General features: G+C 58.5%; 21 protein-coding genes and 2 rRNA genes (1 of these 23 cut by a window edge). 12 read left to right on the plus strand and 11 right to left on the minus strand.

Annotated features, from left to right (window positions below; translation table 11 throughout):
- From ACOYXE_RS02710 to mrdA, 3 genes are all read left to right on the plus strand, one after another.
- Nucleotides 1-524 (plus strand): 23S ribosomal RNA (locus ACOYXE_RS02710); it begins 2,370 nt to the left of the window's first position.
- A gap of 156 nt (nucleotides 525-680) precedes the next feature.
- A 5S ribosomal RNA gene (gene rrf / locus ACOYXE_RS02715) occupies nucleotides 681-796 on the plus strand.
- A 222-nt stretch (nucleotides 797-1,018) separates the two neighbouring features.
- Nucleotides 1,019-2,911 (plus strand): penicillin-binding protein 2, encoded by a 1,893-nt coding sequence (gene mrdA, locus ACOYXE_RS02720; protein WP_460927587.1) that lies wholly within the window; start codon nucleotides 1,019-1,021, stop codon nucleotides 2,909-2,911.
- A 66-nt stretch (nucleotides 2,912-2,977) separates the two neighbouring features.
- Here mrdA and ACOYXE_RS02725 read toward each other — a convergent pair whose 3' ends face one another.
- The 4 genes from ACOYXE_RS02725 to ACOYXE_RS02740 all read right to left on the minus strand — a co-directional run bounded on the left by ACOYXE_RS02725 (nucleotide 2,978) and on the right by ACOYXE_RS02740 (nucleotide 5,501).
- On the minus strand, nucleotides 2,978-3,649 hold the full coding sequence (locus ACOYXE_RS02725) for a hypothetical protein (protein WP_460927589.1): 672 nt from the start codon (nucleotides 3,647-3,649) through the stop codon (nucleotides 2,978-2,980).
- Between the two features lie 85 nt (nucleotides 3,650-3,734).
- Nucleotides 3,735-3,941, minus strand: a complete 207-nt coding sequence (locus ACOYXE_RS02730) for a helix-turn-helix domain-containing protein (protein WP_007910409.1) — start codon at nucleotides 3,939-3,941, stop codon at nucleotides 3,735-3,737.
- Between the two features lie 9 nt (nucleotides 3,942-3,950).
- Nucleotides 3,951-4,556: a hypothetical protein gene (locus tag ACOYXE_RS02735; RefSeq protein WP_160058836.1), complete on the minus strand. Its 606-nt coding sequence runs from the start codon at nucleotides 4,554-4,556 to the stop codon at nucleotides 3,951-3,953.
- Between the two features lie 306 nt (nucleotides 4,557-4,862).
- The gene (locus ACOYXE_RS02740) at nucleotides 4,863-5,501 is read right to left on the minus strand and encodes an NAD(P)H-dependent oxidoreductase (RefSeq protein ID WP_160058835.1); all 639 of its coding nucleotides are present in this window, start codon (nucleotides 5,499-5,501) and stop codon (nucleotides 4,863-4,865) included.
- 112 nt (nucleotides 5,502-5,613) lie between these two features.
- Here ACOYXE_RS02740 and ACOYXE_RS02745 point away from each other — a divergent pair, with 112 nt between their 5' ends.
- The gene (locus tag ACOYXE_RS02745) at nucleotides 5,614-6,066 is read left to right on the plus strand and encodes a MerR family transcriptional regulator (protein WP_460927592.1); all 453 of its coding nucleotides are present in this window, start codon (nucleotides 5,614-5,616) and stop codon (nucleotides 6,064-6,066) included.
- Nucleotides 6,067-6,129: 63 nt separating this feature from the next.
- Here ACOYXE_RS02745 and ACOYXE_RS02750 read toward each other — a convergent pair whose 3' ends face one another.
- Entirely contained in the window at nucleotides 6,130-6,534 is a 405-nt protein-coding gene (locus ACOYXE_RS02750; protein WP_160058833.1) for a lysozyme inhibitor LprI family protein, read from the minus strand.
- Between the two features lie 56 nt (nucleotides 6,535-6,590).
- Nucleotides 6,591-7,511 (minus strand): ADP-ribosylglycohydrolase family protein, encoded by a 921-nt coding sequence (locus tag ACOYXE_RS02755; RefSeq protein WP_160058832.1) that lies wholly within the window; start codon nucleotides 7,509-7,511, stop codon nucleotides 6,591-6,593.
- A gap of 195 nt (nucleotides 7,512-7,706) precedes the next feature.
- Here ACOYXE_RS02755 and ACOYXE_RS02760 point away from each other — a divergent pair, with 195 nt between their 5' ends.
- Nucleotides 7,707-8,195, plus strand: coding sequence for an SRPBCC family protein (locus ACOYXE_RS02760; protein WP_160058831.1), 489 nt, complete (start codon nucleotides 7,707-7,709; stop codon nucleotides 8,193-8,195).
- The gene (locus ACOYXE_RS02765; protein ID WP_405123167.1) at nucleotides 8,182-8,997 is read left to right on the plus strand and encodes an aminoglycoside phosphotransferase family protein; all 816 of its coding nucleotides are present in this window, start codon (nucleotides 8,182-8,184) and stop codon (nucleotides 8,995-8,997) included. The genes ACOYXE_RS02760 and ACOYXE_RS02765 overlap by 14 nt, the downstream gene beginning before the upstream one ends.
- Nucleotides 8,998-9,322: 325 nt before the next feature.
- On the opposite strand, the gene acnA is transcribed toward ACOYXE_RS02765, so the two are convergent.
- Nucleotides 9,323-12,064 (minus strand): aconitate hydratase AcnA, encoded by a 2,742-nt coding sequence (gene acnA, locus ACOYXE_RS02770; protein ID WP_160058830.1) that lies wholly within the window; start codon nucleotides 12,062-12,064, stop codon nucleotides 9,323-9,325.
- 222 nt (nucleotides 12,065-12,286) lie between these two features.
- Between acnA and rlmM the strand changes: the two genes are divergently transcribed.
- Nucleotides 12,287-13,360 (plus strand): 23S rRNA (cytidine(2498)-2'-O)-methyltransferase RlmM, encoded by a 1,074-nt coding sequence (gene rlmM / locus ACOYXE_RS02775; RefSeq protein WP_160058829.1) that lies wholly within the window; start codon nucleotides 12,287-12,289, stop codon nucleotides 13,358-13,360.
- 165 nt (nucleotides 13,361-13,525) lie between these two features.
- Complete coding sequence (gene tusA / locus ACOYXE_RS02780) at nucleotides 13,526-13,777, plus strand: sulfurtransferase TusA (protein WP_460927596.1); 252 nt, start codon at nucleotides 13,526-13,528, stop codon at nucleotides 13,775-13,777.
- A gap of 135 nt (nucleotides 13,778-13,912) precedes the next feature.
- Here the strand turns inward: tusA and ACOYXE_RS02785 are convergent, their stop codons facing one another.
- Nucleotides 13,913-15,322: an MATE family efflux transporter gene (locus ACOYXE_RS02785; RefSeq protein WP_108225807.1), complete on the minus strand. Its 1,410-nt coding sequence runs from the start codon at nucleotides 15,320-15,322 to the stop codon at nucleotides 13,913-13,915.
- Nucleotides 15,323-15,481: 159 nt separating this feature from the next.
- Here ACOYXE_RS02785 and pdxB point away from each other — a divergent pair, with 159 nt between their 5' ends.
- A complete protein-coding gene (pdxB, locus tag ACOYXE_RS02790) occupies nucleotides 15,482-16,624 on the plus strand; it encodes a 4-phosphoerythronate dehydrogenase PdxB (protein ID WP_160058827.1) in 1,143 nt (380 codons plus the stop codon).
- 167 nt (nucleotides 16,625-16,791) lie between these two features.
- On the opposite strand, the gene ACOYXE_RS02795 is transcribed toward pdxB, so the two are convergent.
- Nucleotides 16,792-16,971: a PA1571 family protein gene (locus tag ACOYXE_RS02795; RefSeq protein WP_093433652.1), complete on the minus strand. Its 180-nt coding sequence runs from the start codon at nucleotides 16,969-16,971 to the stop codon at nucleotides 16,792-16,794.
- A gap of 254 nt (nucleotides 16,972-17,225) precedes the next feature.
- Between ACOYXE_RS02795 and ACOYXE_RS02800 the strand changes: the two genes are divergently transcribed.
- Nucleotides 17,226-19,031 (plus strand): ABC transporter transmembrane domain-containing protein, encoded by a 1,806-nt coding sequence (locus tag ACOYXE_RS02800; RefSeq protein ID WP_405123172.1) that lies wholly within the window; start codon nucleotides 17,226-17,228, stop codon nucleotides 19,029-19,031.
- An 82-nt stretch (nucleotides 19,032-19,113) separates the two neighbouring features.
- Here ACOYXE_RS02800 and ACOYXE_RS02805 read toward each other — a convergent pair whose 3' ends face one another.
- Nucleotides 19,114-21,042 (minus strand): transglycosylase SLT domain-containing protein, encoded by a 1,929-nt coding sequence (locus ACOYXE_RS02805; protein WP_460927599.1) that lies wholly within the window; start codon nucleotides 21,040-21,042, stop codon nucleotides 19,114-19,116.
- Between the two features lie 214 nt (nucleotides 21,043-21,256).
- Here ACOYXE_RS02805 and ACOYXE_RS02810 point away from each other — a divergent pair, with 214 nt between their 5' ends.
- A complete protein-coding gene (locus tag ACOYXE_RS02810) occupies nucleotides 21,257-23,179 on the plus strand; it encodes an ATP-binding cassette domain-containing protein (protein ID WP_160058823.1) in 1,923 nt (640 codons plus the stop codon).
- A gap of 172 nt (nucleotides 23,180-23,351) precedes the next feature.
- On the opposite strand, the gene ACOYXE_RS02815 is transcribed toward ACOYXE_RS02810, so the two are convergent.
- Entirely contained in the window at nucleotides 23,352-23,789 is a 438-nt protein-coding gene (locus tag ACOYXE_RS02815) for a universal stress protein (RefSeq protein ID WP_077573839.1), read from the minus strand.
- A gap of 103 nt (nucleotides 23,790-23,892) precedes the next feature.
- Between ACOYXE_RS02815 and ACOYXE_RS02820 the strand changes: the two genes are divergently transcribed.
- Entirely contained in the window at nucleotides 23,893-24,330 is a 438-nt protein-coding gene (locus ACOYXE_RS02820; RefSeq protein WP_077573838.1) for a hypothetical protein, read from the plus strand.
- The last annotated feature ends 452 nt before the right edge of the window (nucleotides 24,331-24,782 follow it).

Below are 24,782 nucleotides of genomic sequence, written 5' to 3' on the forward strand. Positions count from 1 at the left end.
AGGTCTTAGTGATCCGGTGGTTCTGTATGGAAGGGCCATCGCTCAACGGATAAAAGGTACTCCGGGGATAACAGGCTGATACCGCCCAAGAGTTCATATCGACGGCGGTGTTTGGCACCTCGATGTCGGCTCATCACATCCTGGGGCTGAAGCCGGTCCCAAGGGTATGGCTGTTCGCCATTTAAAGTGGTACGCGAGCTGGGTTTAGAACGTCGTGAGACAGTTCGGTCCCTATCTGCCGTGGACGTTTGAGATTTGAGAGGGGCTGCTCCTAGTACGAGAGGACCGGAGTGGACGAACCTCTGGTGTTCCGGTTGTCACGCCAGTGGCATTGCCGGGTAGCTATGTTCGGGAAAGATAACCGCTGAAAGCATCTAAGCGGGAAACTTGCCTCAAGATGAGATCTCACTGGAACCTTGAGTTCCCTGAAGGGCCGTCGAAGACTACGACGTTGATAGGTTGGGTGTGTAAGCGCTGTGAGGCGTTGAGCTAACCAATACTAATTGCCCGTGAGGCTTGACCATATAACACCCAAGCAATTTGCGAACTCGAGAGAGACCAGATTGCGGTGTGTGAAGACGAAACGAACCGAAAGTTCGATGTTCACAAAACACCGAAAGCTGTCACATACCCAATTTGCTGAAGCGAGGCCACAAGGCCACGATTCAGTACCCGAATTTCTTGACGACCATAGAGCGTTGGAACCACCTGATCCCATCCCGAACTCAGCAGTGAAACGATGCATCGCCGATGGTAGTGTGGGGTTTCCCCATGTGAGAGTAGGTCATCGTCAAGATTAAATTCCAAAACCCCAATTGCGAAAGCAGTTGGGGTTTTGTTTTGCCTGCAGAAAAGTTTTCCAACGCACTGAGCCGCCCCAACCGTCGCAAGAGTGGCCATTGGGGAAATTCCTTCTGAAGTGACCGGACAGTTTTTGGTATGGTGCAGCTCGTTTTTTAACGGACTGATGTCATGCCCACGGATCGGCACTCATTTATGTCAAAGAGTTGCTGTAGAAATGCCTGAACCCATCCCGATCAAGGATCACGAAAAAGAGACGCGCCTGGTCAACAAACGGTTGATCGCCTGCGCCTTGTTTGTCTTTGCCATCAGCTGCGCCTTGGTCGTGCGCCTGTACATTCTGCAAGTGGTGGAGTTCGACTACCACTCGACCATCTCCGAAAACAACCGCGTCCACGTCTTGCCGATCCCGCCGACGCGCGGTTTGATCTACGACCGCAATGGCGTGCTGCTTGCCGATAACCGCCCTAGTTTCAACCTGACCATCACCCGCGAACGCGCCAATGACGTCAATCAAGAACTGGACGAGGTCATCAATCTTCTGCACCTGCCAGCAGAAGATCGCACCGTCTTCGACAAGACCATGAAGCAGTCCCGCCACCCGTTCACGCCGGTGACGCTGTTCTATGAGCTGACGGAAGAGCAAATTGCCGTACTGGCCGTCAACGAGTTCCGTCTTCCCGGCCTCGATGTCGAGCCGCAGTTTGTCCGCCACTACCCACTCGGCGCACATTTCGCCCACTCGATCGGTTACGTTGGCCGGATCAACGAAAAAGAATCCAAAAGCCTCGACTCGGTTGAATACCGTGGTACCCAATCCATTGGCAAAACGGGTATCGAGCGTTTCTACGAAGCGCAGTTGCACGGCCATGTCGGTTATGAAGAGGTGGAAACCAACGCCCAGGGGCGCGTACTCCGTGTGCTCAAACACACCGACCCGGTTCCCGGCCAGAACATCGTCCTGAGCCTCGACATCAAACTTCAGGAAGCTGCCGAAGCCGCGCTGGGTGATCGTCGTGGTTCCGTGGTAGCGCTCGATCCGTCGACCGGCGAAGTGTTGGCCATGGTCAGCAATCCCAGCTTCGATCCGAATCTGTTCGTCACCGGTATCAGTTCCAAGGAATACTCGGCGCTGCGAGATTCGATCGACCGTCCGCTGTTCAACCGCGTACTGCGCGGGCTCTACGCGCCGGGCTCGACGATCAAGCCAGAGGTGGCCATCGCCGGACTTGACGCTGGTGTTGTGACGCCGCAGACCCGCGTCTTCGACCCCGGTTATTACCAACTCCCGGACTTCGATCACAAGTACCGCAACTGGAACCACAGCGGCGACGGCTGGGTGGACATGGACGCGGCGATCATGCGTTCCAATGACACCTATTTCTACGACCTCGCGCATAAGCTCGGCATCGATCGTCTGCACGATTACATGGCCATGTTCGGCCTCGGTGAGAAAGTCTCGCTGGACATGTTTGAAGAGTCGCCCGGTTTGATGCCGTCGCAGGCCTGGAAGCGCGCGACCCGCCGGCAAGCCTGGTTCCCTGGCGAAACCGTCATCCTCGGCATTGGCCAGGGCTACATGCAGGTGACGCCGCTACAGCTGGCTCAAGCCACGGCGTTGATCGCCAACAAAGGGGTATGGAATCGTCCGCACCTGGCCAAGACCGTCGATGGTGTCGCTCCGGTCGACGAGCATCCGATGCCGAACATCCTGCTAAAGGATCCGCGTGACTGGGAACAGGTCAACCACGGTATGCAGATGGTGATGCATGATGCCCGCGGAATCGCGCGTGCGGCGGCGGCAGGCGCGCAATACCGCATCGCTGGCAAGAGTGGTACGGCGCAAGTGGTGGCTATCAAGCAGGGCGAACGCTACAACCGTGAGAAAACCCTCGAACGCCACCGCGACAACGCCTTGTTCGTTGGCTTCGCCCCGGCCGAGCATCCGAAGATCGCGATTTCGGTGATGATCGAAAACGGCGAGGCCGGTGGTCGTGTCGCAGGCCCTGTAGTGCGGCAGATCATGGACGCCTGGTTACTCGATCAGGACGGCCATCTCAAGCCGCAATACGCCGCGCCGACGAAAGCGCCGGGTGACCCGCACGTTTAACCTTCAACAGCTCACAGCACCGGTTCACGCAAGCTGAGCCGATGTTGTGAGCGTCCCCTGCAAAGCCTATTTGCAGCGGTAACCCTCGGGCATCGTGACGGAGTAGTTGCGCTGCACACGGTCCTCGAAGTTCAGGTTCTGCAAGCCTTGCTCCACTAGAAAGTCTTCGACCTTGGAGGATTGGCAGTCTTCGTTGTAAGACGAAGCGCGAAGCAGGTAGACCGGTCGCTTACTGACTTCATCGCGTGCGGTGGCAATAAAGGTACTAAGCGTGGTGTAACCGGTGCGCTCAGAAGTACCTATCGGGCCGTAGGTGGTGTTTGGTTTACTCGTGCAGGTCATTCGGTCGTCTTTTTTCTTGCTGTTCTTGCACACGGTAGAGGTGCTGGTCGGCACTTGCCCATAGTCGGTGGCGGTATAGCGGTAAGTCACCTGTCGACTGCCAATATCGAGGCTGACAGTCATTTTTATCGGCGCGTGGTTCTTTGGCAGACTGGCGTCGGTATAGACCTCCTGAAAACCCCTGTCTTTCAGCGCGTTAACCATGTCGCGAAGATAATAGCGGGCATTAAGAGCGTTTTCGTCGCTGCCACTCGCAGACGTCACCAGCACAGCCGCCTTTCGGTCAAAATGATACTCCGGATCAGGTGTGGCATTTAGCGCTACGTCCATTTGCGTGGCGCAGCCGCTGATCAACGCTGTCAGTAAAAACAGCGCGCAAAGTAAAAACCGGGTCATGACAAAGCCGCCTTACAAACTAAGGATTGAATAAGAGTTAAACGGTGTGGACTGGCGAAAATTAACTGGCGCGCCTGCGCAAGGCTCAGTCTTTCTGGTATTCCAGCAAGTCGCCTGGCTGGCAATCGAGTGCTGCGCACAGCTTGTCCAGGGTGGCCATCTTCACGCCCTTGACCTTGCCATTCTTCAGTAATGACAGATTGGCCTCGGTGATGCCCAGCAGGCTGGCCAACTCTTTCGAGCGAATTTTTTGCGTGGCCATGACAACGTCAAGGCGGACGATAATGGTCATTGTATTGTTCTATATGTATTGACTTTGCTCATCGCTGAGTACTTTTGCATCGCGCATGATAATTGAAAATAAACAGAGCAATACGCCTTTGACAATCTCATAGGCAGAAGAGGAAGACAGGCCAATCGAGAATTGAAAGATGCGATCCCCAGGAGGCAGATCAATAGACAGTGCCAAACCTTGCAAGGTCTCTATCAGCGGGTAGGCGGCCGGAGAAATGATGCACAGAATCCCCACTCGCCACAGCACCTTGATATTACGCTCGGTCCAGGTTTCGCCGCGGGACAAGCGCAGGAAAAACAACCCTGTCAGCCAGAGCACGTAAGTTGAAAGCAGAACGGGCAGAAAATCCAAAACGACGAGCAGCGCCGTAACCAATGGTGAGAGCCATGTGTCGGGGGCAAGCAACGCACCTTCGACAAATGGATCAAGTAATTGCGGCGAGTTTTCGGCGAAGGCGTAGAGCAAAGCCGCGAGCATTTCATCTGTTTTAAACAACCAGATCGAAGCGTTGCCACCGACCTCGGTCATCCCTAAAACCCAGACAAGAATCGCTGCCAGTAGTCCGACCCAATGCATACGCTGCAGTGCCAATCCGTTGTTACGATTACTCATGAAAAATCCTTGCGGTGTCATTGGGAATGACTAATTCTCGATGTTAAATTATCGAATGGCAATAATAAATTGTTCTTGTTTTGTTAAGAGCGCTTTTGAAACGGGATGCCAGACCACGGCATCATCTTCATTTCATTCGCTTTTGGGGGGATTTCAATGTCGATAGGCTCTCGAATTCGAATCAAGTCGAGAGCAGGGGAGGGACGCGATCCACTCGGTGGCCGCTGGTATCGATGATGGGGGCAGGGATTGATTAGAGCGGGGACACACGCCACAGGCATGCTCAGTCGCCCGCTCCTGTAGCGCTTACTTGATCTCGGTAACGAAGTTTTCCCGCGATCGGCGAACCTTTTTCAAGTTAACCAACCAGTCTCCCTCAGCAGCTCGATGGCCCAACGGCAGAATCACCACACTGCGCAAGTTGCGAGCCGAGAGTCCGAGGATTTCATCGATGGCTGCCGGGTCGAAACCTTCCATCGGTGTCGCGTCGACTTCTTCAAATGCCGCAGCGATCAGAGCCGAGCCAAGACCAATATAAGCCTGCCGTGCGGCCGCTTGATAATTAGCCTCTTTGCCACGTCCAGCAACGATGCCCAAGAGCATCTGGCGGTAATTTTCCCATCCTTCGTTAACGGTCCCGCGAACTTCGTTGGTCAGGTCGAACATCATGTTGACCCGCTCCGCAGTGATGTCGTCCCATGCGGCGAACACCAACAAGTGAGAGCAGTCGGTAACCTGCTGCTGGTTCCAACTGACGGCTTTGATCTTTTCGCGAATCTCTGCATTGGTCACTACGAGCAATTCGAAAGGCTGCAGTCCGCTTGATGTCGGCGTTAAACGCACCGCTTCCAGAATGCGCTCGATTTTTTCATCGGGCACCGTCCGGGAAGGGTCGTACTTTTTCGTTGCATAGCGCCATTTCAGCAGGTCTGTCAGTGTGCTCATCTCAAATTCCATAAAGGTGAAAGATGTTCAGGTCGGTCATAACGACTGGCTGTCGTGCTGAACCTGGGCTTATGCTAACGATTAAAGCCAACTTGAAGGTCAAGCAGTTTTTATGAAGATTGGAGAGGTTTCCAAGCGCACTGGTGTTGCCGCTTCGGCCATTCGCTATTACGAGGAGCAAGGGTTACTGGAGCCTTCTACCCGTGACGCCAATGGATATCGCCACTACGCCGAGGCGGCTGTTGCGCGATTGATACTGGTGCGCGATGCGCAACGGCTTGGTTTTTCTCTTGAGACCATTCGCGGTCTGTTCTTGCAGGATGGCAGTTGTTCGAAATCGCTGACCATCGAGCAAATCGATATCCGTATGGATGAGATACGCCAGATCGAGGCCAACCTGGCGATGCAACGTGAGGGATTGTTGCGGCTGCGGCATGTGCTTGAGGAAAGTTTGCGCAGTGGTGCTCCTGTCGTGTGCGCGAGTGTGCACAGGGCCGAGTCGTATCGGCCTCGAGCAGAACATGATCACGCGCAACGCATTGCACGGGCGTTGACCCACATTTGAAATGCGTTCCAATGTGGGAGCGAGCCTGCTCGCGAAAGATCCCTCAAAACCGCCGGAAAAAAATCAGGCCCCGGGCACCGGGCAGCTCATGTCACCTTCTTCACACTTCAAATACTGTTTCAGCGCCTCAACCCGGACCTTGGTCACGCCGGTCAGGCAACTGCTGTAAACCCACGGATAAACGCTCCCGCCAGTTACCCCGGACGATGAAAACTTGCACTCGGCATCCCGAAACCCGAGCCACGCCCGTTGCGCACTGACCAACAGCTTCTTGCCATCCGGGTTGTCCTTCAAACGCCCGGTGATCTGCTGGTACACCGTGTTCAGTTCTTTGTCCGCCGCTTTGAAGTCCTGCCCGGCGCACTGATTCATCGTCGCCTGATCGCTGGCGTTGGCGCAGTCGACCGCAGCGTGAGCGAGGGGGGTGAACAGGAAGGGCGTCAAGGCCAGAAGCAGGCGTGGGGACATAGTCAAATCTCGCTGTATCAAAGTAAGTGCCGAGCAGTGTAGCGGCTGCGTCGCGCTTATTCAGGTGCGCGCATTCGGGAAGCCGCGAGCAAACGGTCGGCGGTCGCCGCAATCTCTTCACCGTCGTGCAGCTTTTCCAGCCAGTGTTCAGGAATCCCCCGCACGCCGTAATAGGCGCCGGCCAATTGGCCGGTGATCGCGGCAGTGGTATCGGCGTCATCGCCCAGGTTGGCCGCCCGCAAAATGGCCGCTTCGAAGCTGTCCGTGTGGTGAAAGCACCACAACGCCGCTTCCAGCGACTGCACGCTGTAGCCACTACCTTTGATGTCTGCCTCGGACAGACCGAGGAAATCGCCACGCCCAATGGAAGCAACCTTGGGTTGCGAGAAGCTGGCGAGTGGCAGCTGACGCAGTTCGGCTTTGCTCGCGCCTTCAAGCGCGCAGGCGATCAACCCGGCCAGCAATTGGCAGCATTCGATGGCTTCAGGTGCTGCGTGGGTGGTTCGGGAACTGTCGGCGGCGAAGCTCTGGATTTTCCGGGCGTCGGGAAAGTAGAACAGCACCACTGGCACCAGACGCATCAGCGAACCGTTGCCGGCGCTGTACGGGTCGGTCGAGCCGGCGAAGGGATCAGCGGTTTGTTGATATTGCGCCAGCGCCTGACTGACGGTCATGCCTATATCGAAACACTCACCGGTCGAGCTGAGATAGCCCCATTGCCACCAGTTGAGGTAGCGGCCCATCTGATCAGCGGCATTGAATCCATTTTTGTTCAGCAAGCTTTCCGCCAGACACAGCGCCATCGAGGTGTCATCGGTCCATTGCCCGGGCTTGAGGTGGAATGGGCCAGCACCAACCATATCGGTCAACGGTTGGAATGATCCCCGTGGTTTGAACTCAACCGTAGTACCGACAGCGTCGCCGCACGCCAGACCGAGCAGGGCACCGCGGTAACGTTCAGCGAGGGATGGCGGCATGAGCGTCCTTGTAGATTCAAATTCGCTGGAAAAGGTAACAGTTTCGTTAGGCGGAGGGTGCCTGGATTCATCACAGCACCGGTCAAAAAGTGCAGCTTGATGTGTCCTTGCAGGTGAATGACTGCACCGCTCTGATACAACTTCACATTGGACATGTGGTCATACAAGCCTAGTGTTCAGAACAGGAGGTGACGTATGAAACCAGTACCCAATAGTTTCGAACGCAAAATCACGCTCAAGGCGCCGCGTTCGCATGTCTGGCGTGCATTGGTCGATGCCGAGGCGTTTGGCCAGTGGTTTGGGGTGGCGCTTGAGGGCCGGCGGTTTATTGCCGGTGAGTGGACGCAAGGGCAGGTCACGTATCCGGGTTATGAACACGTGTTGTGGAATGTGCTGATCGAACGGGTCGAGCCGCAGCAGTTGTTTTCGTTTCGCTGGCATCCGTATGCGGTCAATCCGAAGATCGACTATTCCCAGGAGCCGACAACGCTGGTCAGGTTCGAGCTGGAAGACTTCGAGAGTGGCACGTTGCTGAAAGTGTCCGAATCGGGCTTCGCGCACATTCCCGACATTCGCCAGAAAGAGGCGTATTACATGGACAGCCGTGGCTGGGAGGAGCAGTTGAGCCGCCTCGAACAGTTTCTTGCCGAGAGCGCCAAGGCCCGCGAGCGTGACAGTGGCTGATATTTTCCAACCTTGGCTCAAGCGCTGGGGATTGGTCACGGACGGCGTGCCGATCATCACGCAAGGCAGCCGTTTGTTGCCGGTACGCCTGAACGACATTCCGGCCATGCTCAAGGTAGCGCTGGATGTCGACGAGAAGTACGGCAATCGGCTGATGACCTGGTGGGACGGTGACGGCGCTGCGCAAGTCTTGGCGCATCACGAGGATGGCCTGTTGATGGAGCGCGCCATGGGCAGCCGCTCGCTGATGCACATGGCAATGAATGGCGAAGACGACGAGGCGAGCCGGATTCTCTGTTCGGCGCTGGCGCGATTGCATGCACCGCGTGAAACGCCGTCTCCGCCGCTGGTGGAGTTAGGGCCATGGTTTGCTTCGCTGCGCATCGCGGCTGCACAACATGGCGGTCTCTACGCCCTGAGCCTGCAAACCGCCGAAGCCCTGCTCGCCGACCCACAGGAAGTGGTGGTGCTGCACGGCGACATGCATCACGACAATGTGCTGGATTTCCAATCGCGTGGCTGGCTGGCAATCGATCCGAAACGGGTCAGAGGCGAGCGTGGTTTTGATTACGCCAACCTGATTTGCAACCCGGACTTGCCAACGGCCACCGATCGCCAGCGCTTTCGCCGGCAGCTGGATGTGATTGTCCAAGCTGCCATGCTTGATCGCCGCAGGCTGCTGCAATGGGTGCTGGCGTTCGCCGGTTTGTCGGCAGCCTGGTTTTTGGAGGATGACGCGTTGGGGCAAGCCTCTGGGCAGCTGAAAGTCGCGCAGATCGCGGCTTCCATGCTTGATGCCTGACACAGCTAGGGGTTTTCGGAAGGGTTGCTATGGCGAATGTCTTACACGCACTGGTAGCTTTTACGACTATTGCTGATTGGATCCACTGCGTAATCTACACACATCAACTGAGACACAGGGAGTGTTTCAGGATCACGGATGATCGACCATTTGCAAGGATCGCTGCCGACAGGGAGTCGATAATGGTCTTGGGAAAACCCGCTTCGGCGGGTTTTTTTTCGCCTGTATGTAGGAGCTGCCGCAGGCTGCGATCTTTTGACTTTGGCTTTTGAAAGCCAAAGTCAAAAGATCGCAGCCTGCGGCAGCTCCTACTTTGGTTTGTGCGTTACGAGGCGATCAATTGGCGCAGGACGTAATGCAAAATCCCGCCCGATTTGAAGTATTCCACCTCATTCAACGTATCGATCCGGCACAACACCTCGATCTTCTCTTGGCGCCCGTCCTCACGGGTAATCACCAGCGGCAGATTCATTCGCGGTGTCAGCTCGACGCCGGTGAGGCCCAGAATCTCGAAGGTTTCCTTGCCGGTCAGGTTTAGGCTCTTGCGGTTCTGATCAAGCTTGAACTGCAGCGGCAGCACACCCATGCCCACCAGATTGGAACGGTGGATCCGCTCGAAGCTTTCCGCGATCACCGCTTTCACGCCGAGCAAATTGGTGCCCTTGGCCGCCCAGTCACGGCTGGAACCGGTGCCGTACTCTTGCCCGGCAATCACCACCAGCGGTGTGCCCGAAGCCTGGTACTTCATCGCCGCATCGTAGATCGCCAGTTTCTCGCCGGTCGGAATGTAGATCGTGTTGCCACCTTCTTCACCGCCGAGCATTTCATTGCGAATACGGATGTTGGCGAAGGTGCCGCGCATCATCACTTCATGATTGCCGCGCCGTGAGCCGTAAGAGTTGAAGTCCCGTGGCTCCACGCCTTTTTCGCGCAGATAACGCCCGGCCGGGCTGTCAGCCTTGATGTTGCCGGCGGGGGAAATATGATCGGTGGTTACCGAGTCGCCGAGCAGGGCCAATACTCGTGCACCTTTGACGTCCTTGATGTCCGGCAGTGGGCCGGAGATATCGTCGAAGAAAGGCGGGTGCTGGATGTAGGTCGAATCGTCCTGCCACACGTAAGTCGCCGCTTGCGGAACCTCGATGGCCTGCCACTGCTCATCACCGGCAAACACTTCGGCGTATTCCTTATGGAACATCGCCGTGTTGACCTGATTGACCGCATCGGCGATCTCTTTACTCGATGGCCAGATATCGCGCAGGTACACCGGATTGCCTTGCTGGTCCTCGCCCAGCGGTTCGCTGCTGATATCGCTGCGCACACTGCCGGCCAAGGCATAGGCGACCACCAGCGGTGGCGAGGCCAGCCAGTTGGTTTTTACCAGTGGATGCACGCGGCCTTCGAAGTTGCGGTTACCGGACAGCACGGATGCCACGGTGAGGTCGGCTTTCTGGATGGCATTCTCGATCGGTTCCGGCAGCGGTCCGGAGTTGCCGATGCAGGTGGTGCAGCCATAGCCGACCAGGGAAAACCCGAGCCGGTCGAGATACTGCGTTAGCCCCGCCGCCTTGTAGTAGTCGGTGACCACTTTCGAACCCGGCGCCAGCGAACTCTTCACCCACGGTTTGCGGGTCAGGCCTTTCTCCACGGCTTTCTTCGCCAACAACCCGGCGGCCATCATCACGCTCGGGTTGGAGGTGTTGGTGCAGGAGGTAATTGCGGCGATGACCACCGCACCGTTTTTCAGGCGATAGGTGTGGCCTTCGTATTCGTAATCGGTTTCGCCGACCAGATCTGCATTGCCCACGGCGACGCCACCACCGCCCTCACTCTCCAGACGTCCTTCTTCCTTGCTGGTGGGTTTGAATTGCAGGTCGATGAAGTCGCTGAAGGCTTGCGGTACATTCGGCAGCGAGACGCGATCCTGTGGACGTTTCGGTCCGGCCAGGCTCGCTTCGACGCTGCCCATGTCCAGCGCCAAGCTGTCGGTGAACACCGGCTCCTGACCGGGCAGACGCCACAACCCCTGAGCCTTGGTGTACGCCTCGACCAGTTTCACCGTTTCTGGCGGCCGACCCGACAGGCGCAGGTATTCAAGCGTCACGTCGTCGACAGGGAAAAAACCGCACGTCGCGCCGTATTCCGGGGCCATGTTGGCGATGGTCGCGCGGTCGGCGAGCGGCAGATCAACGAGGCCGTCACCGTAGAACTCGACGAACTTGCCCACTACACCTTTCTTGCGCAGCATCTGCGTCACCGTCAGCACCAGGTCGGTGGCCGTGATGCCTTCCTTGAGTTTGCCGGTCAGTTTGAAACCGATCACTTCCGGAATCAGCATCGACACCGGTTGCCCGAGCATCGCCGCTTCCGCTTCGATCCCGCCGACGCCCCAGCCGAGTACGCCGAGGCCGTTGATCATGGTGGTGTGCGAGTCGGTACCGACCAGCGTGTCGGGGAACGCGTAGGTGCGGCCGTCTTCATCCTTGGTCCACACGGTGCGGCCGAGGTATTCGAGATTGACCTGATGGCAGATGCCGGTGCCCGGCGGCACCACGCTGAAGTTGTCAAAAGCGCTCTGGCCCCAACGCAGGAAGGCATAACGTTCGCCGTTGCGCTGCATTTCGATGTCGACGTTCTGCTCGAACGCGCTAGGCGTGGCGAATTTGTCGACCATCACCGAGTGGTCGATCACCAGATCCACCGGCGACAGCGGATTGATTCGCTGTGGATCGCCACCGGCCTTGGCCATCGCCGCACGCATCGCGGCGAGATCAACCACGGCGGGTACGCCGGTAAAATCCTGCATCAAGACGCGGGCCGGGCGGTACTGGATTTCAAGATCGGAGCGACGCTCCTTGAGCCACGCCGCAATCGCCTTGAGGTCGGCGCCGGTGACAGTTTTTTCATCTTCCCAGCGCAGCAGGTTTTCCAGCAGGACTTTCAGTGACATCGGTAACTTGTCGAGATCGCCCAGGCTTTTGGCGGCATCCGGCAAGCTGAAATAGTGGTAGGTCTTGTCGTCGATTTGCAGTGTTTTAAGGGTCTTCAGGCTATCGAGGGACGGCATTACGATCACTCCTTTGAATCCGCACGGCTACGGATTGAGGGGACGGGCAGAGCTATCAACGTAGCCCTGTTTTCATTAGCTGGCTAATAACTGGACTCTATGAGCGGAACCAAGGTTCCGACATCGGCTATCATGCGCCGGTTTTCGTGACAGGCTTTGCTGCAACGCAAGGTCTGGACATCGCGCAGTGGCCGAATGAACGCCCACTGCCCAGGAGTAAGAATGAACACCCTATTCATGCATTGCCGGCCAGGCTTCGAAGGCGAAGTCTGTTCGGAGATTTCCGACCTCGCCGCGCAACTCAACGTGGCCGGCTACGCCAAGGCCAAAGCGGCCACCGCCTTCGCCGAGTTTGTCTGCACCGAAGAAGACGGCGCCGAGCGCCTGATGCGCGGCCAGCGTTTCGCCGAATTGATCTTCCCGCGCCAATGGGCGCGCGGGGTATTCATCGATCTGCCGGAAACCGACCGCATCAGCGTGATTCTCGCGCACGTGGCCGAATTCCCGGTTTGCGGCAGCCTGTGGCTGGAAGTCGTCGACACCAACGACGGCAAGGAACTGTCGAACTTTTGCAAAAAATTTGAAGGCCCGTTGCGCAAGGCGCTGACCGGCGCCGGCAAACTGGTGGAGGACGCCAGCAAGCCGCGTCTGTTGCTGACCTTCAAGAGCGGTCGTGAAGTGTTTCTGGGGATGGCCGATGCCGGTAACTCGGCGATGTGGCCGATGGGTATTCCGCGCCTGAAGTTCCCGCGTGAGGCGCCAAGCCGTTCGACGCTGAAGCTGGAAGAGGCCTGGCACCACTTCATCCCGCGTGATCAGTGGGAAGATCGTCTGCACAGCGATATGACCGGCGTCGACCTCGGTGCCGCGCCAGGCGGCTGGACCTGGCAACTGGTCAATCGCGGCATGTTGGTGACTGCCATCGACAACGGCCCGATGGCTGAGAGCCTGATGGACACCGGTCTGGTCCAGCATTTGATGGCCGACGGTTTCACCTTCAAGCCCAAGCAACCGGTGGACTGGATGGTCTGCGACATCGTCGAGAAACCGGCGCGCAACGCCGCGATGCTTGAAGAGTGGATCGGCGAAGGGCATTGCCGCGAGGCGGTGGTCAACCTGAAGTTGCCGATGAAGCAGCGTTACGCCGAAGTGAAGCGCTTGCTCGAACGCATTGCCGATGGTTTCAAAGCGCGCGGGATCAAGGTCGATATCGGCTGTAAACAGCTGTATCACGATCGTGAGGAAGTGACCTGCCACCTGCGCAGGCATGACGTGAAGAAAACCAAAGCTCGCTGAAACACCGCAAAACCCCTGTAGGAGCTGCCGCAGGCTGCGATCTTTTGATCTTAAAAAGCAAAGATCGCAGCCTTCGGCAGCGCCTACATAGGGTGTGGCGTAACACCACAGATGACCGAATACCCGGCAATGCGCGACAATGCCGGCCAGTTTCAGGAGTGAATCATGAGTGAAATGATCGATACCCCGGTCGACGGCACCCTCGACGCCACCGGCCTCAATTGCCCGGAACCGGTGATGATGCTGCACCAGCACATCCGTGACCTGGTACCCGGCGGCCTGCTCAAGGTGATTGCCACCGATCCATCGACTCGACGCGACATTCCCAAGTTCTGTGTGTTTCTCGACCACGAACTGGTGGACCAGCACGAAGAGGCCGGTACTTACCTGTACTGGATCCGCAAGAAACACGCCTGAATACTAGGCGAACACAAAACCAAATGTGGGAGCGAGCCTGCTCGCGAAAGCGGTATCTCAGTCACTATTGATGGCGACTGATACAGCGCATTCGCGAGCAGGCTCGCTCCCACATTTTTGTCTGGCGTAACGGATTTAACCCGCCGAACGACTGATCCGAATCCGCTTGCGCGCGCTACGCGTCAACCGAATCGACAGCATCAAAGCTGCACAGCTCAAGCCAACGATCAAACCTTGCCACAAGCCGCTAGGGCCGCGTGGCTCGCCGAGCCAGTCGGTCAGGCCGAGGGCATAGCCCACCGGCAAGCCAATCCCCCAATAAGCGAACAGCGTCAGGATCATCGTCACCCGAGTGTCCTGATAACCACGCAGCGCGCCGGCAGCGGTCACCTGAATCGCATCGGAAAACTGGAACAGCGCCGAGTACACGATGAGCATCGCCGCGATGTGAATCACCGTCGGGTCAGCGGTGTAGATCGCCGCAATCGGTTCGCGCAGCAACAGCATCATGCTCGCCGACAGGCAGGCGTAAGCCAGCGCGGTGCCCATGCCGACGCCAGCTGCAAAGCGCGCCTCGCGCGGTTCTTCGCGACCGAGTGCCTGACCGACGCGCACGGTCACGGCCATGCCCAGCGAATACGGAATCATGAACACCAAAGAGCTGACGTTCAGCGCAATCTGATGCCCGGCCACAACCGTGGCACCGAGGCTGCCGATCAACAGCGCAATCACGGCAAAAATGCTCGACTCGGCAAACACGGCGATGCCGATCGGCAGACCAATCGCCAGCAGGCGTTTGATCACCACCCATTGCGGCCAGTCGAAACGGCTGAAAATTTCACTGGAACGATAAGCCGGCGCCCAGCGCTCATACCCGGCCAGCCCCAATGCCATCACCCACATCACAATCGCCGTGGCCCAGCCGCAACCAACGCCACCCATGGCCGGCACGCCGAAGTGGCCATAAATGAAGATGTAGTTCAGCGGAATGTTCAACGCCAGACCGCACAGACCCAGCACCATCGCCGGACGGGTACGGCCGATGCCGTCACTGGTGCAACGCAGTACGTGATAGAACGCCACCGCCGGCAGACCGCTGGCGATGCCGTGCAGGTATTGCATGCATGGGCCGATCAGCTCGGGATCGACTTTCATCAGGTGCAGTACCGGCTCGGCGGCAACCAGCATCGCGGTCGCGATCAGTCCGACCACCAGCGCCAGCCACAGCGCCTGACGCACGAGCGGGCCGATTTCGCTATGGGTGCCAGCCCCAAAACGCTGGGCGACTTTCGGCGTGGTTGCCAGCAGAGTGCCGGTCATCAGCAGAAACACCGGCACCCAGATCGAGTTGCCCAGCGCCACCGCCGCCAGATCTTTCGGCCCGACGCGCCCGGCCATCACTGCATCGACGAAGCCCATGGCTGTGGTCGCCAGTTGCGCGATGATGATCGGCAACGCCAGGGCGAGAAGGTTCTTGAACTCCAGGCGAATCCGCGCGGGGCGGGTCAGGGAGACGGCGACAGGTTGGTCAGTTACAGAATTCACAGGCAAAGCGTCCACAGGTGTTGATGCGCAAGGCGCCGCATTCTACGCCGCTGACGCCTTGGTCAGGAAAAATCCTCTGTTGCGGATTTGTAAGCGCAAAGCCTGCTGGCCCGGCGACCGATCTGCACCTAAACTGCCGATCCGCCAAAGGAGCTCGCCATGCTGATTGTTGCCGACGAAAATATCCCGCTGCTCGATGCCTTTTTTGCCGGTTTCGGCGAGATCCGCCGGGTGCCGGGCCGTTCCATCGACCGTGCGACGGTCGAGCAGGCCGACGTGTTGCTCGTACGTTCGGTGACCAACGTCAACCGTGCGTTGCTTGAAGGCAGCAAGGTACGTTTTGTCGGCACTTGCACCATCGGTACGGATCATCTGGATCTCGATTACTTCAATGAGGTCGGCATCACCTGGTCGAGTGCGCCTGGCTGCAATGCCCGTGGCGTGGTTGATTACGTGCTGGGTAGCCTGATGACGCTTGCCGAAATCGAAGGCGTCGATCTTGCTCAACGGACCTATGGTGTCGTCGGTGCCGGTGAAGTGGGCGGGCGTCTGATCAAGGTCCTGAAGGGCTTTGGCTGGAATGTCAAAGTCTGCGATCCGCCGCGTCAGGCTGCCGAGGGCGGCGATTACGTCAGCCTTGAAGCGATCATCGAACAGTGCGACGTGATCAGTCTGCACACGCCGTTGACCCGCAGCGGTGACGGCGCGACCTGGCATCTGTTCGATCAGCAACGTTTGCAGCAGCTCAAGCCCGGCGCATGGCTGATCAACGCGGCCCGTGGTCCCGTGGTGGATAACCTTGCCCTGCGCGAAGTGTTGCTGGAGCGTGAAGACCTGCAAGCCGTTCTCGACGTCTGGGAGGCCGAACCGGAGGTTGATGTGGCGTTGGCCGAACTCTGCGTGCTGGCGACCCCGCACATTGCCGGTTACAGCCTCGACGGCAAACAGCGCGGAACGGCGCAGATTTATCAGGCGTATTGCGCATTCAGCGGCCAACCGGCAATTATTCAACTCAGTGATCTTTTGCCCGCACCGTGGTTGTCTGAAGTGACCCTGAATGCTGACAGCGATCCGGCCTGGGCGCTGGCGATGTTATGCCGTGGGGTGTACGACCCGCGCCGCGATGACGCGGATTTTCGCCGCAGCCTGGTAGGCAATGTCGGCGAGCAGCGTGCGGCGTTCGATGTGTTGCGCAAGCAGTATCCGGTGCGGCGCGAGATTGAAGGGCTGAAGGTGCGGATTGAAGGGGTATCGCCGGCGTTGGCGAAGATCGTCGCGGCGCTGGGGGCGGTGGCTGTCTAGAAGCCGAGTCGGCCCTTTCGCGAGCAGGCTCGCTCCCACAGGAGATCTTCAGCGAATAGAGGTCCATGTGGGAGCGAGCCTGCTCGCGAAGGGGGCGCCACAAATGCCGGATCTGCAGACAGAAAAAACCCGGTCAAAAGGACCGGGTCATGAAGACGGTGGCTATATCACTTTTGTTTGGCAGGCTTGACCAATCGCTTGTCCAGTTCGCGGCACGCGTCCTGGATCATGTCTTCGGTGATCGGTACTTCACGCCCATCCTTATCGATAATCGAGCAACCCAGAGGTTGGCCGGGCTTGGTGCGGATCACTTCAATCTTGTCATCGCTGCTGTGTTGCAAGGACATGGCCTGTCTCCTCATCAGGTTGTGTGCCTAGGGTAAAACCGCCACGTGACCGGGCTGTGACAACTCCCTGCGGTCTGTCAGTGGGGCATCTCCACTCAAACAGAAACGACCGCTCGTCTCAACCGGGACTTTAGACCAATAGTAACTATGGCCTAGTCTTTGGGGGCATATTTAACCTGACTCATTGTGATTTACAGAGTTCCGCCCCAAGAAGGTTTAGGCTAGCCCTTTCATCAACACGGATGTGTACCTGAATGACCCCGAAGCTTTCTTCCCGGCACCGGCGCGCCCTGCGTCTGACCAGCCGATTTCTGGCCCCTTATCGCTGGCAGGTCATCGGTGCGCTGCTGGCGTTGATCGTTACCGCTGCCGTCACGCTGTCGATGGGGCAGGGAATCAAACTGTTGGTCGACCGCGGCTTCATGACCCAGTCGCCGCATCAGCTCAACCAGAGCATCGGCATCTTCATGCTGATGGTACTGGGGCTGGCTGTCGGCACGTTCGCGCGGTTTTACTGGGTGTCGTGGATCGGCGAGCGTTGCGTGGCCGATATTCGCCGCGAGGTGTTCAACCATCTGGTTTATCTGCACCCCGGCTTCTATGAGAACAACCGCAGTTCGGAGATCCAGTCGCGGCTGACCGCCGATACAACGCTGCTGCAGTCTGTGATCGGCTCATCGCTGTCGATGTTCCTGCGTAACCTGCTGATGGTCATCGGCGGTGTCATTCTGTTGTTCGTGACCAACGCGAAACTCACCAGCATCGTGGTGATTGCCTTGCCGTTCGTGGTGGCACCGATCCTGATCTTCGGCCGGCGCGTGCGCAATCTGTCGCGATTGAGCCAGGACCGGGTGGCCGATATCGGCAGCTATGTGTCGGAAACCCTCGGCCAGATCAAAACCGTGCAGGCCTACAACCATCAGGTGCAGGATGAGCGCCGTTTTGCGACAACCGTCGAGGACGCGTTCGACACGGCGCGCAAACGCATCTTTCAGCGCTCATGGATGATCACCATGGTGATCGTGCTGGTGCTCGGCGCGGTGGCGGTGATGTTGTGGGTCGGCGGCATGGACGTGATTGCCGGGCGCATCACCGGTGGTGAACTGGCGGCGTTTGTTTTCTACAGTCTGATTGTCGGCAGCGCGATCGGCACCCTGAGTGAGGTGATTGGCGAATTGCAACGCGCGGCAGGTGCCGCCGAGCGCATCGCCGAACTGCTGGGGTCAGAAAACATCATCCAGCCGCCCACCACCGGGCTGGTGACCTTGCCGCAGCGCGTCCGGGGTGAACTGCAATTACAGGAAGTACGTTTTTCCTATCCGTCGCGTCCTGACAGCTATGCCGTCAACGGCTTGAACCTGACCATTCGGGCCGGTGAGACGCTGGCGCTGGTGGGGCCATCCGGCGCCGGCAAGTCCACGGTATACGATTTGCTATTGCGCTTTTATGACCCTGTGGAAGGTCGGATCCTGATTGATGGCGTACCGCTGACCAGCCTCGATCCGCTGGACCTGCGCCGCCACTTCGCCTTGGTCTCGCAGTCGCCGGCGCTGTTTTTCGGCAGCGTTGAAGAGAATATTCGTTATGGCAATCCGGGGGCGACGCTGGAGCAGGTGAAGGAAGCGGCGAAAATCGCACACGCCCACGACTTCATCGAGAAAATGCCCAACGGTTACCAGACTCATCTCGGCGATGGTGGCCTCGGCCTCTCCGGTGGCCAGCGTCAGCGTCTGGCGATCGCCCGGGCGTTACTGGTCGACGCGCCAATCCTGCTGCTGGACGAAGCCACCAGCGCCCTCGATGCGCAGAGCGAACACCTGATTCAGGAAGCCCTGCCGAGTCTGATGCAGAACCGCACCACGCTGGTGATTGCGCATCGACTGGCCACGGTGAAAAACGCTGACCGGATTGCAGTGATGGATCAGGGCAAACTTGTGGCTATTGGTACTCATCAGGAGCTGATTGCCAGCAATCCGCTGTATGCGCGGTTGGCAGCGTTGCAGTTCAATGATGGCAAGAGCGCGTCAACGAATCCTGTCACCGATCCTGCCATTCACTAAATAGCCGCTCAGGTTGTGCCCATAAAAAATGCCCGTATCTCGCGATAGGGGCATTTTTCGTTAGTCGGCGTCAGTCAGGTGATCACTGATCGTCGAAGTAGCGCTCATGCCAATCCACCAGCGGCTGCGGTGAGTTGAGCTTCTGGCCGTAGATCACCGAGTACGACAGCACGTTCTGCACGTATTGACGGGTTTCGTCGAACGGGATGCTTTCGACCCAGACGTCGAAACTCAAGTGATCGGCGCCGCGCAGCCATTGGCGTACGCGACCCGGTCCGGCGTTGTAGGCGGCGGAGGCGAGGACGCGGTTGCCGTTGAACTGGCTGTGCACCTGGCTCAGGTAAGCGGCGCCGAGCTGGATGTTTTTGTCCGGATCCAGCACCTGCTGCGGAGAGGCCAGCGGGATGCTGAACTTGCGCGCGGTTTCCTTGGCGGTGCCGGGCATCAGTTGCATCAGGCCGCTGGCGCCGACGCCGGAGCGCGCGTCGTCCATGAAGGCGCTTTCCTGGCGGGTGATGGCAAACACCCAGCTCGAATGCAGACCACGCACCTTGGCTTCACGCACGAGCGTTTCGCGGTGGGCCATCGGGAAGCGGATATCCAGATCGTCCCAGTACTGCGCCTGACTGATGGTGCGGATCGCCGGAAAGTACCATTTCAGGTCGTAAGCCAGTTTCGCTTGGGCAACCATCTCATCGCGGTTGAAATGGCGGCTGACGTGATACCACTCGCGACGACCGTCGACGATCTGACCACGAGCATGGAATTCCAGCGCGCGGCGTACGCCCGGGGTGTTGCGCACCTTGTTGATCAGCGCCTGGCTGAGGACCAAAGGCTTGTTGTTCAGCGAGTACGGCGATTGCGAGCGGTCGGCGGCGAGGAAACCGTAGAAATCACGTTCGCGCGCAAGGTTTTTGTACAGGGTCTGCGCTTCCGGGTTCTGCGGCTGGGCCAGTTCCAGACTGCGCGCCTGCCAGTAGCGCCAGCGGTTGGTGGTGGCCAGATCCTGCGGCAGGCGGCGGGTCAACTGATACGCATCGTCCCAACGGGCCAGACGCAACAGCAAGCGCAGGCGCCATTCTGAAACGGTGTTGTCGCGCAGCTCCGGGTCGTACTTGGTCATCACGTCCAGCGCGCGGCTGTCGAAACGACGGGCGAGGGTCAGGCCGATTTCCCGGGCGATTGCGACTTTTTCATCGCGAGAAAAATGCATGCTGCTGGCATAACCGTCGAGCAGCGCCATGGCCTTGTCCGGATCCTGACGGGCGAGGCGGCGCAGGCCGAGGCTGACTACGTCGGACATCGGTTCATCGGCCGGGGTGAAGCGCGAAGGCTGATTGAGCAGTTCCGGCTTTTGCGCCACATCCACCAGCAGACGACCACGCGGTGCGAGGGTGGTCAGGCCGTTGACCAGGCTGTTGGCCAGTGGATAGTTACGCGTCTGAGCGGCGAGTTTGGTGCGCTCCCAGCGTTTCTGCTCAGTGAGCTGACCATCGGCGGCCCAAATCCCGAACAGCGCGTCACAGGCGGCGGGTTGCGATTTGCCCGTCAGCCACAGCTTGTCGGCGTTGGCGTAACCCTCGGCTTTCTTGTCGTGAGTGATCTGGTATTGCGCATTGAGGCAATCCAGCTCGGTGAAGTTGAGTTTCGGGTCGTAATACTTGACGAAGGTTGCCCAGTCGCCACGGTCGGCGAGCCAACGCAACCAGCGCAGCTTCATCCAGTTGGCCTGGGGCAGGTCACCGTGCTCGGCGAGAAACTTCTCGATCTCGGCGTTGCTCGCGGTCTTCAGGCGCGCGGTCAGTTCGTCGTAAGCCAGATATGGTTCCAGCGGATAATCGGCCAGTGCCTGGCTGTAACGGAAATACGGGCCGGTATCGCCCTTGGCCAAAGCGCGCTTGGCTTCATCGTAATACTGGCGTTGGGTGGACAGGTCCACCGCCTGGGCGGATTGAGCGGCAGCGGCGGTAAGTAGCAAGCAGGACAAGACACTGAAAAGGCGACTGCGCATGAGACATCCGGGCAGAGAAATCATGACAAGTGCCGACACGAATCAGCACTGAATTGTCTGTAGCTTAGCCTTTTGCCAGCAAGCGGCGAAAGCTTTGCGGGCCTCGCAGCACAAGTTCGCAACAAATGTTGTGCAGAGTGCTTCGACAGACAAATTGCCGGCCTGCTGAGGTCCTAACTCAGGTAGAATGCGCGCCCGGTTTTTGGAGAAGCTCATGACCCTGCTCAAATTCAGCGATGTGTCCCTTGCGTTCGGCGCTATGCCGTTGTTGGACAAGGTGTCCTGGCAGATCGCCCGTGGTGAGCGGGTGTGCATCATCGGCCGCAACGGCACTGGCAAGTCCAGCATGATGAAACTGGTCAAGGGCGACCAGAAGCCCGATGAAGGCTCGGTGTGGCGTGCCCCCGGTCTGAAAATCGGCGAATTGCCGCAAGAACTTCCGGTGGCCGACGATCGGACGGTGTTCGACGTGGTCGCTGAAGGCCTTGATGGCGTGGGTGCGTTGCTCGCCGAGTACCATCACCTCGCGCAGAACTGCGTCACTGAAGATGACCTGAACAAGCTGATGCACGTTCAGCAGGACCTCGAAGCCCGTGATGGCTGGCGTTTGCAGACTCTGGTCGAAAGCACCTTGAGCCGTCTGCAACTGCCGGCCGACAAGACCCTCGCCCAGTTGTCCGGCGGCTGGCGTCGTCGCGTGCTGCTGGCGCAGGCGCTGGTGTCCGAGCCGGATCTGCTGCTGCTCGACGAACCGACCAACCACCTGGACATCGGTGCGATTGCCTGGCTCGAAGAAGCGCTGAAAGATTTCCAGGGCGCCGTGCTGTTCATCACGCACGACCGTTCCTTCCTGCAAAACCTCGCCACGCGCATCCTCGAACTGGATCGCGGCGGCCTGATCGACTGGAACGGCGACTACGCCAGTTTCCTCGTGCACAAAGAAGCCGCGCTGGCCGCTGAAGAGACCGCCAACGCGCTGTTCGACAAGAAACTGGCCCAGGAAGAGGTCTGGATCCGTCAGGGCATCAAGGCGCGCCGCACCCGTAACGAAGGCCGCGTCCGCGCCCTGAAAGCCCTGCGCGTTGAGCGCAGCGAGCGTCGCGAGCGCACTGGCAAGGCCAACATTCAGCTGGACACTGCCGACAAGTCCGGCAAGCAGGTGATGGTCCTCGAGAACGTGAGTTTCGCTCACCCGGGCGGCCCGTTCCTGATCAAGGACTTCTCGATGGTGCTGACGCGCGGCGACCGTATCGGTCTGCTCGGCGCCAACGGTACCGGCAAGACCACTCTGCTGAAACTGATGCTCAGTGGTCTGCAGCCGACCAGCGGCAAAGTGGAAGAGGGCACGCGGATCGACGTGGCCTACTTCGACCAGTTGCGTCATCAGCTGGATCTGGAAAAGACCGTGATCGACAACGTCGCCGAAGGTCGCGACTTTATCGATATCGACGGTCAGAGCCGTCACGTGCTGAGCTACCTCGGCGACTTCCTGTTCAGCCCGCAGCGTGCCCGCACGCCGGTCAAGGCGCTGTCGGGTGGTGAGCGTGCGCGTCTGTTGCTGGCCAAACTGTTCAGTAAACCGGCGAACCTGCTGGTGCTCGACGAACCGACCAACGACCTTGATGTGGAAACCCTCGAGCTGCTCGAAGAAGTGCTGCTGACTTTCAACGGCACCGTGCTGATGGTCAGCCACGACCGGGCATTCCTCGACAACGTGGTCACCAGTACCTTGGTCTTCGAAGGTGAAGGCAAGGTGCGTGAATACGTCGGCGGCTATCAGGACTGGATCCGTCAGGGTGGTTCGCCGCGTCTGTTGGGCGTGACTGAAAGCAAGTCGGGTAAGGCTGATCTGAATTCGGCGGTGGTTACTGCAGAGCCCGCAGTGGTCGCAGCGCCTGCGGCAGCTGCTCCGGCGGCGAAGAAAAAGCTGAGCTACAAACTGCAGCGTGAGCTGGAAGCGTTGCCGGGCGATATCGACGCCAAGGAACAGCAGATTGCCGCAGTGGAGGCCGAGATGGCTGACGGCGGTTTCTATCAGCGTCCACCGGCTGAAACAGCCAAGGTGATTGCTTCGCTGGAGCAGTTGCAGGCTGAGCTGGATGCGTTGATGGAACGTTGGGCCGAGCTGGATGCCTGATTGATCCGGATGTGAAAAAGCCCGGCGTTCAGTGATGAACGCCGGGCTTTTCATATTCGGGTGGAGACCCAATGTGGGAGCGAGCCTGCTCGCGAATGCGGTGTGTCAGGCGGCATTAATGCTGTGTGCCGACGCCTTCGCGAGCAGGCTCGCTCCCACAATGATCAGTGTTTCAGCGTTTGACCAGGTGGACGGCGAGGACGTCGCATGGCGCGCCGTGCAGCACGTCATTCGCGGTCGAGCCGAGCAACAGCGCCAGACCATGTCGGCCATGACTGCCGACCACGATCAGATCGCACGTTTGTTCTTTGGCGAAATGATGGATTTCCTGGCGTGGCTGGCCATAGGTCAGGTGGCAGTTGGCGCCCTCAAGCTCTGAGTATTTGGCTTTCAGACGCTCCAGGCGTTCCTTGGCCTGATCGAACTGCTGTTGTTGCAGTTGTGACAGATCCATCGGCACGTCGCCGCCGAATGCCATGGCCATCGGCTCGACGATATGCACCAGCGAAAGCTTGGCGCCATTGCTCACCGATAGCTCTCGGGCGCGGTGAATCACAGGGTCGCACTCTTCGGTCAGATCTACGGCGACCAGGATATGGTGGTAGGGCATGAGGTGCTCCTCGTGAGGTTTCAATATTGTTAAGTATGGCTGGTTTCAAGCGCATTGGTTCCAAAGTGACACAATGCGCTCACCGAGAATTGGGAATAGAGATATGACGGTCTGGTTGGTGGTGTCAATCCTGCTGGTGGTTTTAAGTCCGCTGGCGTGGTTGCGCCCATCGCGCGCGCAAAGCGGTCGCATCGCCCTGCGCATGGAGGCGCGGCGCATTGGCCTGGCCATGCAGCTGGCGCCTCAGGAATGGCCGCACTGGCTGGCGCAAGAGCCACCAAACCCGTGCGCGCAGTATCATCGGCCGCGCCGTGGCAAGTCGCCTGCCTGCTGGACTTACTGGCAGAAAACGCCGGGTATCTGGGTTAATCAGTGGCAGGAAGTCTGCGAAGATCGCGCGCTGCTCAATCATTTCGAAAAGTTGCCGGGCAATGTTTTCAAAGTCGAGGCAGACAAGCAGATGATCGCCTTGTATTGGGGCGAGAAGGGCGACGCCACGGTTTTGCTGGATATCGATGCCACTCTGAAAGCGCTGGCGTGACGCGCGGACTTTTCCCACTGCAACGGTGGGGAGCGTCCGGCAGACGAGCAATAAAAAGCCCGACATGATTCATCGGGCGGGGTTGGCCAGGCAGGCCGGAAACTCTTTTGATGTTGACTCGGTCAGCGACATCTCCGTGCAGTCACTCCAGCGTAGCCCTTTAAACAATGGCTGCGGCGAATTAGGGCGACTTTTCTAACTATTGATTCTATGAATGACTTCACATGCAGATGCGTGTTGCGGGTCTTCGTCTTACAGAAATGACCGCAAAGTCGCTTTTCAACCCGTATTTTGGGCGATTGACAATTGTCGGAAATTCCGTGAAGGTGATGTACCCAAATCAAACGGGCGTATGAATTGAGCGTTTGTCTTACAGACTGCTCCTACAGAATCCCGACTATCGCGTTGGCGGGTGTGCCGGGTGGATTGGCGTTAGCATCGACGAAAAAGCG

The sequence above is a fragment of the Pseudomonas sp. MC6 genome (assembly GCF_054790575.1).

Coding starts and splice junctions, on each gene's coding strand:
- pdxB (WP_160058827.1), top strand. CDS start 15,482: ATGCTGATTGTTGCCGACGAAAATATCCCGCTGCTCGATGCCTTTTTT.
- ACOYXE_RS02760 (WP_160058831.1), top strand. CDS start 7,707: ATGAAACCAGTACCCAATAGTTTCGAACGCAAAATCACGCTCAAGGCG.
- mrdA (WP_460927587.1), top strand. CDS start 1,019: ATGCCTGAACCCATCCCGATCAAGGATCACGAAAAAGAGACGCGCCTG.
- ACOYXE_RS02735 (WP_160058836.1), bottom strand. CDS start 4,556: ATGAGTAATCGTAACAACGGATTGGCACTGCAGCGTATGCATTGGGTC.
- acnA (WP_160058830.1), bottom strand. CDS start 12,064: ATGCCGTCCCTCGATAGCCTGAAGACCCTTAAAACACTGCAAATCGAC.
- ACOYXE_RS02800 (WP_405123172.1), top strand. CDS start 17,226: ATGACCCCGAAGCTTTCTTCCCGGCACCGGCGCGCCCTGCGTCTGACC.
- ACOYXE_RS02740 (WP_160058835.1), bottom strand. CDS start 5,501: ATGAGCACACTGACAGACCTGCTGAAATGGCGCTATGCAACGAAAAAG.
- ACOYXE_RS02810 (WP_160058823.1), top strand. CDS start 21,257: ATGACCCTGCTCAAATTCAGCGATGTGTCCCTTGCGTTCGGCGCTATG.
- ACOYXE_RS02730 (WP_007910409.1), bottom strand. CDS start 3,941: ATGACCATTATCGTCCGCCTTGACGTTGTCATGGCCACGCAAAAAATT.
- ACOYXE_RS02795 (WP_093433652.1), bottom strand. CDS start 16,971: ATGTCCTTGCAACACAGCAGCGATGACAAGATTGAAGTGATCCGCACC.
- ACOYXE_RS02820 (WP_077573838.1), top strand. CDS start 23,893: ATGACGGTCTGGTTGGTGGTGTCAATCCTGCTGGTGGTTTTAAGTCCG.
- rlmM (WP_160058829.1), top strand. CDS start 12,287: ATGAACACCCTATTCATGCATTGCCGGCCAGGCTTCGAAGGCGAAGTC.
- ACOYXE_RS02725 (WP_460927589.1), bottom strand. CDS start 3,649: ATGACCCGGTTTTTACTTTGCGCGCTGTTTTTACTGACAGCGTTGATC.
- ACOYXE_RS02805 (WP_460927599.1), bottom strand. CDS start 21,042: ATGCGCAGTCGCCTTTTCAGTGTCTTGTCCTGCTTGCTACTTACCGCC.
- ACOYXE_RS02755 (WP_160058832.1), bottom strand. CDS start 7,511: ATGCCGCCATCCCTCGCTGAACGTTACCGCGGTGCCCTGCTCGGTCTG.
- ACOYXE_RS02745 (WP_460927592.1), top strand. CDS start 5,614: ATGAAGATTGGAGAGGTTTCCAAGCGCACTGGTGTTGCCGCTTCGGCC.
- tusA (WP_460927596.1), top strand. CDS start 13,526: ATGAGTGAAATGATCGATACCCCGGTCGACGGCACCCTCGACGCCACC.
- ACOYXE_RS02815 (WP_077573839.1), bottom strand. CDS start 23,789: ATGCCCTACCACCATATCCTGGTCGCCGTAGATCTGACCGAAGAGTGC.
- ACOYXE_RS02750 (WP_160058833.1), bottom strand. CDS start 6,534: ATGTCCCCACGCCTGCTTCTGGCCTTGACGCCCTTCCTGTTCACCCCC.